A 12,069-nucleotide genomic window follows, 5' to 3' on the forward strand; every position below is an offset into this window, starting at 1 on the left:
GTACCATAACTTGAAATCTGTGGAAGCCGACTATCCATCCGATCCCACCAGAGGTGGAGTATGCATAACAACAAGACGTTTTTTCCAAGCACGTGCACTCACCTGAAAGGTATGGTCATAACCATTCTGGGCCTGATCTGCCTGCTCTCGTTGTCACCCGCGACCCTGGCAGCAGGCAACGATTACCCTACCGAAGCACGGGTGGATTATGTGCTCGGCTGCATGGCAGCCAACGGCCAGAATTATCTGACCATGCAGAAATGCTCTTGCAGCATCGATGTGATCGCCGAGTTGGTGCCCTATGAAGATTACGAGGCGGTGACGACCATATTGAGCATGCAAGACCAGCGTGGCGAAATGGGCATGCTGTTCCGCACCGAGCGCGGCATGCAGGAAGACGTCGAGCGTTTTCGTGGCGCACAAACAGAAGCCGACCTGCGCTGCTTCTGAACGACTATGCATCGCTTCCCAACCCTGCTGACCAAGCTGCTGAGTGTCATCCTGTTCACTGCGACCGCTGCCAGCGTTGTAGCCGATAGCCAAACGCAAGCGGGCGAGCGCGTATTCCGCAACCAGTGCCGGGGCTGCCACTCGCTGGAACCTGGCGTACACATTGCCGGCCCCAGCCTGCATGACGTGGTGGGACGCCGCGCCGGCAAGGTCGAGGACTTCGACTACTCCCCTGCTCTACAGGACGCGCAATGGGTATGGACTGCCGAAATGCTCGACCGCTTCCTCACCGACCCGGATGCCCTCATACCCGGCACCCGCATGGTGTTTTGGGGTCTGGAAGAACGCCCCCGCCGCCAGTTGATCGAATTTCTGGAGCATGTTGGTGAAGAGTAACGACCATCGTACATGGTCGGATATCCCGGGATGTCCCCCGATGCGGTGGGAGCGCAGCTCCGCTGCGCGATCCGGCCGTCAGGCCGGCCTTGGGTGGGCATGGTCAGTGACCGGTGCTCACTCAGCGCCGGCGCCTGCCTTGCGGGTCATCATGCCGCGTGCCGGGTTATAGGCCAATATCGCCAAGCCGAGCAGTACCGCAGTGGTCGCAACGACGATCAGCGTTGCCTCTGCATTGAAGTGTTCGTACATTGCGAAGCGAATCATCTCCACGGCATAGGTGAAGGGATTCAAGGAAGCGATCTGATAAACCAGGTAACTGCCCTCGCGAATGCGCCACAATGGATAGAGTGCCGAGGAGAGGAAGAACATCGGAAAGATCACGAAGTTCATGATTCCGGCGAAATTCTCCAGTTGGCGCACGAAGGACGACAGCAGCATGCCCAACGCCCCCACCATGAAGCCGGACACCACCAGTGCCGGCAGGATCAGCACGTAACCTGCCAGCGGTGCCTGCACGCCGTAGAAATAGGCAATGGCCAGGAATACATAGACCTGTACGATCGAGACCAGCGTTCCGGCCAGCAGCTTGCAGATCAGCAGGTACCAACGCGGGAAGGGGCTGACCAACAGCACACGCATGCTGCCCATCTCGCGGTCATAGACCATCGACAGCGAACTCTGCATGCCGTTGAAGAGCTGGATCATACCCACCAGCCCCGGGACGATGTAGACCTCGTAGAGGATGTAGGTCTGGTAAGGTTCGGTCATGGCCACGCCGAGGGCCATGCGAAAGCCGGCAGCGAATACGAACAGCCAGATCAATGGCCTGACCAGTGCGGCGACGAAGCGTGAACGCTGGTGCACGAAGCGCAGCAACTCACGACCGACCACGCCACGCAGGCAGTGTCCATAGGCCGCCAGACTCATCGCGTCTCCCCTTCCGTCAGTCGATCGAAGGCGTCGCCAATCGAGTCGCTTGACGTCTGGGCCATGATATCGCCGATCCCGCCATCAGCACATACTTGGCCACGATGCAACACGATCACGCGATCCTCGGGATAGACCTCGTCGATCAAATGCGTAGCCCACAACACCGCCACCCCTTGTTCGCGACAAAGCCGATGCACGTGTTCGACCAAACCGCGACGCGATGCAATATCGAGCCCTACCGTAGGTTCATCGAGCAACAGCAAGCGTGGTTCGTGCAGCAAGCCACGGGCAATTTCCACACGTCGGCGCTGGCCACCGGATAGATGCCGCACCCGCAGGTTCAGGCTACCTTGCATCTCCATACGGGTGAGCTGTTGCGAAGCACGGCGCTTGGCTTCGGCCGGTGTCATGCCGTGCAAGGCACCGTGATAGCTCAGGTTCTGCCGCACCGAGAGGTCCATATCCAGTGTCGGTTGTTGAAACACCACGCCCATCCGGGCATGGGCTTCGACCGAATGTCGGTGCAGGTCGAGGCCACCAACGCGAATTTCGCCCTGGCGATAGTCGTAAAGTCGTGTGATCAAAGAGAACAAGGTAGTCTTGCCGGCCCCGTTGGGGCCCAGCAAAACTGCGAACTCACCGGCCTTCAACTCGAAGGACACCGACTCCAGCACCGGCTGGCCGCTGTAGCTGAAACTGAGATCATGCACACTCAGGGCGGCCGATACATCCTGCCGCCCCGTTATGTCGTCCCCTACCTCAGTGGATGTCGATGCTATCTCACGACTCACGGTTCGACGACCACCCCCCATGGAAAACGTCCGACAGGGACCGAGCGGATTGCCTCGAACCCGTCGACTTCAATGACGGTGACATCGCCGCTGACCCCATTGGTGGTGTACAAACGGCTTTCGTCGGCATTGAGCGCCAAGTGCCAAACTCGCTGCCCCACCAGAAGATAGTCGATAACTTCGTAGGTTTGCTGGTCGATCACCGCGACCCGATTCGAGGGCCCCAGTGCGACGAAACCATAGCGGCCGTCCGAGGTCAGCGCCACACCCACTGCCTGGACGGTTTCGCGTGGCACTCCCGGCACATCGAAGCGGATGGTGTGCTTGATATCGTAGGTGTCCTGCATATCGATGATCGATACCGTGGCACCGATTTCCGATGACACCCAGGCTTCCGCCCCATTATCAGTGAACTCGACATGCCGGGGCCGCGCTCCCACCAACCGATGATAGAGCGCCTCCATTGTCTCGAGATCGATGATATGTACCATGCTCGAGGTTTCGGAAGTCGCGATCAGCCATTTGCCGTCGGGGCTGATTCCCAGCCCTTCAGGCTCGATACCGACAGGGATCTCGGTCACCCGCGTGCGTTGCTCGTAATCCAGGACCGACACGATATTGTCGTCCTCGTTCGAGACGTAGATATAGGGACGCTTTGGATCGACGCGAATCACCTCTGGGTCTTCACCGGACGACTGACTGCGCACCACCTTCAGCGTCTCCAGGTCTATCATGTCGATGGCCTCGTCGTCACCCACCGCTACGAATAGCTCATTGCCGTCCGGGCCCAGGACCATGGCCCGCGGCCGACGACCAACATCGATGGTCTCGACCACCTCCAGCGACTCACCATCGATTACCGATATCGTGTTGTCTTTCTCGTTGGAAACGAAAATGCGTTCAGCCTGGGCGGAGAGTGGAAACAGCAACATTCCGGCCAGGAAACTGGTGGCCGCACGCCGGATCACTGACCGAACAGGGCGACAAGACTGTGTTAGAAACGGCATGGCGACTCTCCCTCATCGGCCCCTAGTGAATCCATCGGCGTGCGCGGATGCAAATATCCTTCCTGAGGGGAGACAGAGGCCACCATGCGTGGCCCGGTGATCAGAATCGGTTGACGAAGTTGGTGATTCCACGTGCGATAGCTCACCGGCAAGCCCAGGTAACCGGCCAATTCGAACTCCTCGCTAAGCATGTAATCGAGTACCTGGTCCCGCGCCACGGAGCCAGTACGCGCCGTTGCTTCTCCCAAGGAACGTACTGCCAGCCAAGCCGCAAAGTCCTTGGGTGTCATCCAGCGTTCAGCAAACTCCTCGAAACGCCGCTGCAACTGTACGGCACCCCATGACTCATGAGCACGGTGCCAAGCGGTTGGCATCAACCCTTGGGTACCCGCCACCGGCCTTGGCAGCCAGGTCTGGTAGGGAAAGTACTCACCGAAGTAGTCGTTCTCGTCGGCAACCACCAACACATCGTGCTCGGCGAAGTCCTGTACGAACACCGGGATCTCGCGCTGAATGGCATGGAAACCACCCTCGGCACGCCGAGCCATCGGATCGTAGGGCCACATCTTTTCGGCAACGATCTCGTGATTGAAGCGTGTTGCCGCTTCCCGCAAGGCCTCTGCCAACAATTGATCTTCCTCGGTATTGCCATAAACGAGGGCCCAGCGGTTCCACTGCTTATAGCCCAGGAACTGCGCTAGAGCGTCGGCCAACATGCGCCGACTGGGCGTGGTGTGGTAGAGATTGGGATGGCAGGCTTCGCCACGCAGTGCGTTGTCAGGTGCCGCGGTATTGAAGACCACACGATCCCCGAGCGCGTCATCTGCCATGACCTTCTCCAAGGCGTCGCGTGGCAAGCCGCTGACGATCCACTCGGCCCCCTGCTCAACCAATTCGCTCAGCCCAGCACCCACGTCGCCATCGCGGGCGATGATCGACTCGACGAGTACGAACTCCTGGCCCAGAAACTGGCCGGTGGCGTTGTTGTCACTGACTCCCAGGCGTGCCCCTTGAATGCCTTCATCGTCGAGTACCGGATCGAGCACCGATAACGGTTCCAGGTCCTCGTTCCGTTCCATCCCCAGATAGCCCAGGGTGATGGTCTCGGTTTCCTGTTCGGTGTCCTGCGCGCTGACCAACCCAGGCACACCAAGTGCCATCAGTGCCGTCCCCAATAGCAACCAACGTGCTGACCGGCGCAAGGCAAGGACGCCAGCATCGTGCCAGCCCCTGCAATCGTCCCGTTTCATGTTGATCCCCCGCGTCCGCAGATTCGTCCTTTCCGCTTACATTTCCTCTCGGATCGCGCGCACCATGCGGCTCAGCTCCTCCTCGAGCAGATAGGGCTTCTCGCAAAGTACCGGCAAGGCATGCTGGCGCATCTCAAAGGTACGCTGTTCCCAATGTAGCTCCTTCTTCAGACGTTCGATGTCATTGGCATTGGCACCATCCGAGGCACGCTTGGCCTCCAACTCATCGACCATCTCGGATACCCGCTCAAGGCGCTGGACCTGATTACGGGTAGCACCGCGAATGCGTTCGATGGTGCGACTGCGCTCTTGGTTGATACGCTCGAACAAACCAGCAAACAGCAGCGTCAGTCGCTGTTCGCGATCTTCTTCGGGCCCATTTGCCACTTGTTCGACAAAGCTACGTACCCGCTCGATGGCAGCATCGCGGGGTGTCTCCCGTGCTGTCGCGAAACGCACCACCCGGCCGACTTCCTCGTCATCCCACCATTTCTGCCCCAATTCCTCGGGCGACGGTCCTATCCACATAGTCCCCCACGCCAGTTCAGGGATCAGCCGTTGCACGCAGGGCCAGTCCGGCGGGCCGGCGGCAGCGCGCTGAGCCTGTGCCTCCTGAGTCGTTGCGAAAACCGTCACCAGTGTCAGACCCAACCCCAACCCCCAGACACGCACATCACTCAGCATCGCTACCTCCCGAGTCGGGATGGATCAGTTGGCCGTGCCGATCGAGCAGCGGAACATCGTAGTCGGCCAGAATGGCATTGATGTCGTCCTGACGGCGGTCGATGAAATCGTTGATGGTATCCTTCCAATGCGGTTCGCCTTGCCGCACCCCCATGGTGATGCGATAGGAAAGTCGGGCATCGGTGGTATCGTCGACCAGTGGGATTACCTTGAGCGGCGGGTCCTGACGCGCGGCGTAGTACCCAGCGATCGGCCCCCACACCACTGCACCCTCGGTGACACCTTTCGCGACATCCTCCACGGCGTTCTTGGCCGGCGTTCTGACTCGCGTATCGGTCTGCAGTACATACCCCTTGATGGTGGCGCCGGCACGCCGCAGTACCACGTAGGGAGGGGTCTCGGACACGACGCCAATGTGCCGCCCCTCAAAGGCTGCATCGTCCAGCGAGGACACCTCAAGATCGGAGTCCGCAGGAACCACCAGCGAATAAACCGAGCGATAGTAATCCGTGGTGTTCTGTACGAAGCCATAGCCGGCGGCTACGCCAATGATCACATCGCAGATGCGTAGTTCCAGGGTGTTACGCACGAAGCCCATGACCTGCGGCGCCCAGACATAACTGAGCGGCACGCCCAAGTCATCGGCCATCAGTTCAGCGATGCGATTCTCGAACCCTTCGCCTGCCTCGTTGGTGAATGGCAGGTTGTTACCATCGGCACAGACACGCAACTCATCGCGTCTTTCCAGCTCCGGCACGTCAGCCCGAGGCTCACCTTCCGTGATCGCCGTTCCCAGCAGACACGCCATCACGATGCCAAGCCATCGTCCTGAGCCCCTCATGATCTTCTCCACCTATAGGCCGACCCCACCACTAACGAGATCGTGGCAAGCTTACTGCTTGCCACCTTCCTCAGACTCTTCCCCGATGACCCGAGGCCGGCCTCTCCCAATATCTCCGGCGGAACGCCCTTTCAAGTAACTGTAGATGTTCTCGATATTGCTCAGTACGTATTGATTGTCAGCGAAGGAAGGCATCACCCGGCCCGGTTGGATGCTCCGCCCCGCGGCAATGGTTTGGGCAAATTCAGCAAAAGTACGCCTTTCGACGGCACGCAGCAGGCTGGGGGCAAAGGTGGAACCGACCCCATCAGGGCCATGACATGCCAGACAAGATTGGGTAAAGGCGATGTAACCGTCGTAGGTTCCTTGGTCGACCTTGCCATCGACAACGGTATAGTCACCGGGCTCGCCCTTCATGGCGGAACTTCCTGATGACGTCTGTTCCTGTTCTTTCTGGGTTGCGTTGCTTTCTTCTTCTGCTTGACCGGTGGATGTCTCTTCTCCCTGATCTCCCTGAGTTGCCGCTATGGCTCCTCCAGCAAGCACTAGCATTCCCATGACACCAATCGCCACAAACCAACGTGATATCTGAGTCCACATCATTCGGCGCGCCTTTTCGATATGCGACCCCTCGTGACACAGCTTTGCCAGACTTCCTGGCTCGCAACGTCATGGGGGTCGAGTCTTTTGTCAGGTGAGCGTGGCACGGGGAAAGGTTCCCCGTGCCACTTCATATGCCCTTGGGCATCAAGCGTCAGGCAAAGCGAACACGGTCAGGATGCCACCCAACTCGGTATAGTCCTTGAGAGCGGCGAAAGCACTGACGGCCCCCAGACCCGCTTCCGGATCTTCCAGACCGGCGGCTAACCCGATACCGGCCCAGCCACCGACACCGGAGAGCACCGCGACATACTGCTTGCCCTGATGCTGGAAGGTATTGATGTTGCCGATGATCCCGGAGGGAGTCTTGAAGCGCCACAGTTCCTCGCCGGTCTCGATGTCGACGGCTTTCACGTAACCTTCCAAAGTACCGTAGAAGGCAAGGTTACCTGCCGTGGCCAGGGCACCGCTCCACACAGCGAAGCGCTCGTCTTTCTTCCACTTGACTTCACCGGCGACCGGGTCCCAGGCAATGAAGCTGCCCATGCGGCCTTCCATGTCGCCCTCTTGCATCGGGGCAGGCATCATGGTCAGAGTCGCGCCGACGTAGGGTTGTCCGGCAACATATTCCGCTTCGAAGGGTTCATAGTTCATGCAGATGCGGTTGATCCCAGCATAGATCAGGCCGGTTTCGGGCGAATAGGCGCTCGGCTGCATGTTCTTGGCACCCATGGCGGTGGGGCAGATATCGGTAGTATTGACATTGACCCCTTGCCGGTAGGTGCTGAACTCCTCATTGACCACCGGCCGACCAGTCTCCATGTCATAGTGGCTCGCCCAGTTGGTCTCGGGCGCAAACTTCTCGGCTACCAGCAGTTCACCGGTTTCACGGTCAAGCAAGAAGCCGAAGCCGGTGCGGTCGATGATCGCCAACCCCTTGCGTTGCTCACCGTTTATCTCGACGTCGATCAACTGATTCTCGTTGACCCCGTCGTAATCCCACTCGTCGAAAGGAACCTTCTGATAGACCCACTTGACCTGCCCGTTGTTGGGATCACGAGCGAATACCGTGATTGCCCACTTGTTGTCCGCGGGTTCGCCATTCTTGGTGCGCTGTTCAGGGTTCCAGGTCCCGGGGTTGCCGGTACCGTAATAGACGAGGTCGAGTTCCGGGTCATAGGTGACCCATCCCCAAGGAGCTCCGCCACCACGCTGCCATTCACCTTCCGGCCAAGTGGAAACGCCCAGGTCCGCTTCACCGATCGGCTCGCCCATCATCATGGTGGTTTCGGGGTCGATCAGTACCTCGTCATCAGGCCCGTTGGAATAACCACGCCAAGCCATTTCACCGTTCTCGACGTTATAGGCCGTCATGTGACCGCGTACCCCGAACTCGCCGCCACTGATACCCATCAAGACCTTGTCACCCACCACCAGCGGCGACATGGTGTTGGTTTCGCCTTTGGTGTGGTCGCCGTTACTCACCTCCCATAATTTTTCACCCGATTCGGCGTCCAATGCGACCAAGGTATTATTAGCCAGTCCCAGGAAGAGCTTTCCGTCAGCATAGGCGAGCCCACGGTTCACCGTGTCACAGCACATCACGGGAATGACCAACGAATCCTGGTCTGGCTCGTAGCTCCAGACAATGCGGCCTTGATCTTCCAGATCCAGGGCGAAGACTTTGTTAGGGAAGGGGGTATGAATGTACAAGCGACCGTCGCCGACATAGAGCGGGCCACCTTCATGGCCACGCAGGACGCCAGTGGAAAACTGCCATAGTGCGCGCAGTTCGCCGACGTTATCGCGATTGATCTGGTCTAGTTGGCTATAGCGATTACCTTGATAATTGCCTAGCTGAGTAGGCCATAATTCTGGATTTTGCTGCAGTTCAAGCTGATTCTGATTAGCTTGAACTGCAACGCTAGCGGCCACGAGTCCTATGGTCGCCAAGGCATAACTCATCTCCCGTAGCATGGCTTTGTCTCCACAGTACTGAAGCTGCAGCACGCCACTTAGTCGGTGCACTGCAAACTTGTGTAGTTGTTGTGTATGCCAAGCAGCACATTAGAAGGTCTAGCACAAGATCGACCCTTGCACAGGCGTGGTTATGGCCTAATGAAGTGCATCATGAAGTCAAAAGACTTTTGCCGTATGAACAACAATCGGCGGAAAACATTCTCACAAGCGGGCAATGATCCATCCTCCGATCGACCTTGACCTAATTGATGCCCCTCACTAAGACTTAGGTTGTAAGGTAACTGTGTCTCATGGTGCTTTACTACAAAAGGTAGCGTCATACTCATATTTGCACGACAGGAGACAACATATGTGGACCAAGCCAGCTTATACCGATCTACGTCTTGGCTTCGAAGTCACTCTCTATATCGCCAACCGCTGATCACCCGTTGCAGATGAAGACGCTCCAATATTCGGGGCGTCTTTATTTTGCCGTGATGGATTTGCACATGGAGTCGGTACATGCAGGTTCTGGTTCTGGGCTCAGCAGCTGGTGGTGGCTTCCCGCAGTGGAATTGCAACTGTCATAACTGTCACGGTATTCGCAGCGGTCGACTCAAGGCCAGGTCTCGTACCCAATCGTCGATCGCCATCAGTAGCGACGGAGAGCGTTGGTTGCTATGTAATGCTTCGCCGGACATCCGTGCCCAGATCGCCGCCAATCCTGAACTGCATCCTCGCCATGGCGTGCGCGATAGTGGCATCGCCGAGGTATTGCTGGTCGACGCTCAGATCGATCATGTCACCGGACTGCTGTCGTTGCGTGAGGGATGTCCACTGAATGTGTGGTGCACGCCCAATGTGCATCGAGACCTGAGCACCGGCTTCCCGCTGTTTCCCATGCTGGAGCATTGGCAAGGTGGGCTGCATTGGCAACCAATCGAGGCCGATGAAGGTCATCCCACGGCCTGCTTTTCGGTCGCCGCTTGTCCCGGTTTGATCTTTACCGCCGTAGCCCTGCATAGCAATGCCCCACCCTATTCACCACGGCGTGGTGCCCCCACGCCAGGAGACAACATTGGCCTCTATATAGAAGACACTGTCGAGGGCAGGTCGCTGTTCTATGCCCCCGGACTGGGGAAGCTGACCGATGCGGTACGCGGCTGGCTGGCGCGTGCCGATTGCGTGCTCGTCGACGGCACGCTTTGGCACAATGACGAACTGCAGCAAGCTGGTGTCGGGCAAGCAACCGGTGAAGACATGGGGCACCTGGCCCTGGCCGACCAGCCGGGCCTACTGAACGAACTCGATGCCTTGCCCGAATCCGTTCGACGGATCCTGATTCATATCAACAATACCAACCCGATCCTTGATGAAGACTCGAGACAACGAGCCGAACTCGACGCTCGAGGTATTGAAGTCGCCTATGACGGCATGAGGTTCGAACCTTGAACCTGTAGTGCTTCATCGGCGTCTCAACGTGAAACGCGGGGGAATTCATCATGTCATCACCACTGGGGGCATCACTTGGCTCTGCCACCACATACGAGGCGGGAGCACTCGATCGCGAGACCTTTCGCGCCGCCTTGATGGCCAAGGGTGACTACTACCATATCCACCATCCCTATCAGGTCGACATGGCTGAAGGCCGGGCGACCCCCGAGCAAATCCGCGGCTGGGTCGCCAACCGTTTCTACTATCAGGTGATGATCCCGCAGAAGGACGCTGCCTTGCTGGCCAACTGTCCGGATGCCCCGACCCGGCGGCGCTGGATCCAGCGCCTGCTCGATCACGACGGCCATGGCGACGACCCCGGTGGCATCGAGGCCTGGCTGGCACTCGGCGAGGCAGTGGGGCTGACCCGCGACGAACTGTGGTCGCAAGAACACGTGCTGCCCGGGGTGCGCTTCGCGGTGGATGCTTACGTCAACTTCGTGCGGCGTGCCAGTTGGCAGGAGGCAGCGATCTCCTCGCTGACCGAGCTGTTCGCCCCCCGCGCCCATCAGAGCCGCCTGGATACCTGGCCGGGCCACTATCCGTGGATCGATGCCACCGGCTACGCGTATTTCCGCAAGCGGCTCTCGGAGGCGCGCCGCGACGTCGACCATGGCCTGGAGCTGACCCTGACGCTATGCACCACGGCGGAGACCCAGCAGCGCGCCCTGGAGATCCTGCAGTTCAAGCTCGACGTGCTGTGGAGCATGCTCGACGCCATGACGCTGGCCTACCAGCTCGGGCGTCCGCCCTATCACAGTGTGACCGACCAGCGCGTCTATCATCGGGGGTTAGCATGAACGAGACGCTTCCCGATTCCACCGTCTATCGACTGCGCCCCGGCTGGCGGCTGCAATGGGAACCGGCCCAGGGCCGCCACGTGCTACTCTACCCGGAAGGAATGGTGCAGCTCAACGACAGCGCCGGCGCGATCCTCGAACTGCTCGACGGCCAGCGCGACGTCGCCGCGCTGCTGGCCGAACTCGAACGCCGCTATCCTCAGGCGCCGGCCGCGGAGCTCGCCCAGGACGTACGCGAATTCCTGACCGACGCCAGCCAACAGGGCTGGATTCATCATGACTGAACACGCCCCTTCCGCGCCCACTACCACACCGGTTTCACCCGGGGCACCGCTGTGGCTGCTTGCCGAGCTGACCTATCGCTGCCCACTGCAGTGCAGCTACTGCTCGAATCCGCTGGACTTCGCCGACGTCCGCGACGAACTCTCCACCGATGAATGGATCGAGGTGATGCGCCAGGCCCGCGCCCTGGGCGCGGTGCAGCTCGGCTTTTCCGGCGGCGAGCCGCTGGTACGCCAAGACCTCGAAGCGCTGGTCGCCGAGGCCCGGCGGCTGGGCTTCTACACCAACCTGATCACCTCGGCGCTGGGGCTCGATGAGGCGCGCATCCAGGCGTTGCGCGAGGCCGGCCTCGACCATATCCAGATCAGCCTGCAGGCCGGCGACGCCGATGTCGCCGCGGCGGTGGCCGGCTCGCCCAAGTTGTGCGACGACCTCGGCGCCGACGCGGTGGAACTGGCCAACTGTCAGCTCTACGGCTGGGCGCATCTCAACCGCAGCGGGCTATTGCCCAGCCGTGCCCAGCTCGAAACCGCCGAAGCCACCACCGCGCGTTGGCGCGAGCGGCTTGCCCGCCGCGGCCGC

15 protein-coding genes are annotated in these 12,069 nt (G+C 59.5%); 7 read left to right on the forward strand and 8 right to left on the reverse strand.

Annotated elements, in window-relative coordinates:
- Positions 1-111: 111 nt before the first annotated feature.
- Positions 112-450 (forward strand): hypothetical protein, encoded by a 339-nt coding sequence (locus L861_RS14635; RefSeq protein WP_016417242.1) that lies wholly within the window; start codon positions 112-114, stop codon positions 448-450.
- A gap of 6 nt (positions 451-456) precedes the next feature.
- Entirely contained in the window at positions 457-846 is a 390-nt protein-coding gene (locus tag L861_RS14640; protein ID WP_016417243.1) for a c-type cytochrome, read from the forward strand.
- A 117-nt stretch (positions 847-963) separates the two neighbouring features.
- On the opposite strand, the gene L861_RS14645 is transcribed toward L861_RS14640, so the two are convergent.
- The 8 genes from L861_RS14645 to L861_RS14680 form a co-directional block, all read right to left on the reverse strand.
- Entirely contained in the window at positions 964-1,776 is an 813-nt protein-coding gene (locus L861_RS14645) for a lanthanide ABC transporter permease protein PedC (RefSeq protein WP_016417244.1), read from the reverse strand.
- Positions 1,773-2,570 carry a lanthanide ABC transporter ATP-binding protein PedB/LutE gene (locus L861_RS14650; RefSeq protein WP_236617165.1) on the reverse strand — a complete coding sequence of 266 codons (798 nt, stop codon included), beginning with the start codon at positions 2,568-2,570 and terminating at the stop codon, positions 1,773-1,775. The genes L861_RS14645 and L861_RS14650 overlap by 4 nt, the downstream gene beginning before the upstream one ends.
- Entirely contained in the window at positions 2,567-3,577 is a 1,011-nt protein-coding gene (locus L861_RS14655; protein WP_016417246.1) for a PQQ-dependent catabolism-associated beta-propeller protein, read from the reverse strand. The genes L861_RS14650 and L861_RS14655 overlap by 4 nt, the downstream gene beginning before the upstream one ends.
- Positions 3,565-4,827 carry a lanthanide ABC transporter ABC transporter substrate-binding protein PedA1 gene (locus L861_RS14660; RefSeq protein WP_016417247.1) on the reverse strand — a complete coding sequence of 421 codons (1,263 nt, stop codon included), beginning with the start codon at positions 4,825-4,827 and terminating at the stop codon, positions 3,565-3,567. The genes L861_RS14655 and L861_RS14660 overlap by 13 nt, the downstream gene beginning before the upstream one ends.
- 36 nt (positions 4,828-4,863) lie before the next feature.
- A complete protein-coding gene (locus L861_RS14665) occupies positions 4,864-5,511 on the reverse strand; it encodes a hypothetical protein (RefSeq protein ID WP_016417248.1) in 648 nt (215 codons plus the stop codon).
- The gene (locus L861_RS14670; protein ID WP_016417249.1) at positions 5,501-6,352 is read right to left on the reverse strand and encodes a quinoprotein dehydrogenase-associated putative ABC transporter substrate-binding protein; all 852 of its coding nucleotides are present in this window, start codon (positions 6,350-6,352) and stop codon (positions 5,501-5,503) included. The genes L861_RS14665 and L861_RS14670 overlap by 11 nt, the downstream gene beginning before the upstream one ends.
- Before the next feature lie 51 nt (positions 6,353-6,403).
- On the reverse strand, positions 6,404-6,955 hold the full coding sequence (locus tag L861_RS14675) for a c-type cytochrome (protein ID WP_081645866.1): 552 nt from the start codon (positions 6,953-6,955) through the stop codon (positions 6,404-6,406).
- A gap of 144 nt (positions 6,956-7,099) precedes the next feature.
- Positions 7,100-8,929: a methanol/ethanol family PQQ-dependent dehydrogenase gene (locus tag L861_RS14680; RefSeq protein ID WP_016417251.1), complete on the reverse strand. Its 1,830-nt coding sequence runs from the start codon at positions 8,927-8,929 to the stop codon at positions 7,100-7,102.
- Positions 8,930-9,281: 352 nt separating this feature from the next.
- Between L861_RS14680 and pqqA the strand changes: the two genes are divergently transcribed.
- From pqqA to L861_RS25075, 5 genes are all read left to right on the forward strand, one after another.
- The gene (pqqA, locus tag L861_RS24245) at positions 9,282-9,353 is read left to right on the forward strand and encodes a pyrroloquinoline quinone precursor peptide PqqA (RefSeq protein ID WP_092569372.1); all 72 of its coding nucleotides are present in this window, start codon (positions 9,282-9,284) and stop codon (positions 9,351-9,353) included.
- A gap of 80 nt (positions 9,354-9,433) precedes the next feature.
- Entirely contained in the window at positions 9,434-10,363 is a 930-nt protein-coding gene (pqqB, locus tag L861_RS14685; RefSeq protein ID WP_016417252.1) for a pyrroloquinoline quinone biosynthesis protein PqqB, read from the forward strand.
- Positions 10,364-10,413: 50 nt separating this feature from the next.
- Entirely contained in the window at positions 10,414-11,205 is a 792-nt protein-coding gene (pqqC, locus tag L861_RS14690) for a pyrroloquinoline-quinone synthase PqqC (protein WP_016417253.1), read from the forward strand.
- Positions 11,202-11,489 (forward strand): pyrroloquinoline quinone biosynthesis peptide chaperone PqqD, encoded by a 288-nt coding sequence (gene pqqD, locus L861_RS14695; RefSeq protein ID WP_016417254.1) that lies wholly within the window; start codon positions 11,202-11,204, stop codon positions 11,487-11,489. The genes pqqC and pqqD overlap by 4 nt, the downstream gene beginning before the upstream one ends.
- A partial coding sequence (locus L861_RS25075; RefSeq protein ID WP_016417255.1) for a radical SAM protein occupies positions 11,482-12,069 on the forward strand: 588 nt, incomplete at its 3' end. The genes pqqD and L861_RS25075, both read left to right, overlap by 8 nt.

It is taken from the genome of Litchfieldella anticariensis FP35 = DSM 16096 (assembly GCF_000409775.1).
GTDB classification, from domain to species: domain Bacteria; phylum Pseudomonadota; class Gammaproteobacteria; order Pseudomonadales; family Halomonadaceae; genus Litchfieldella; species Litchfieldella anticariensis.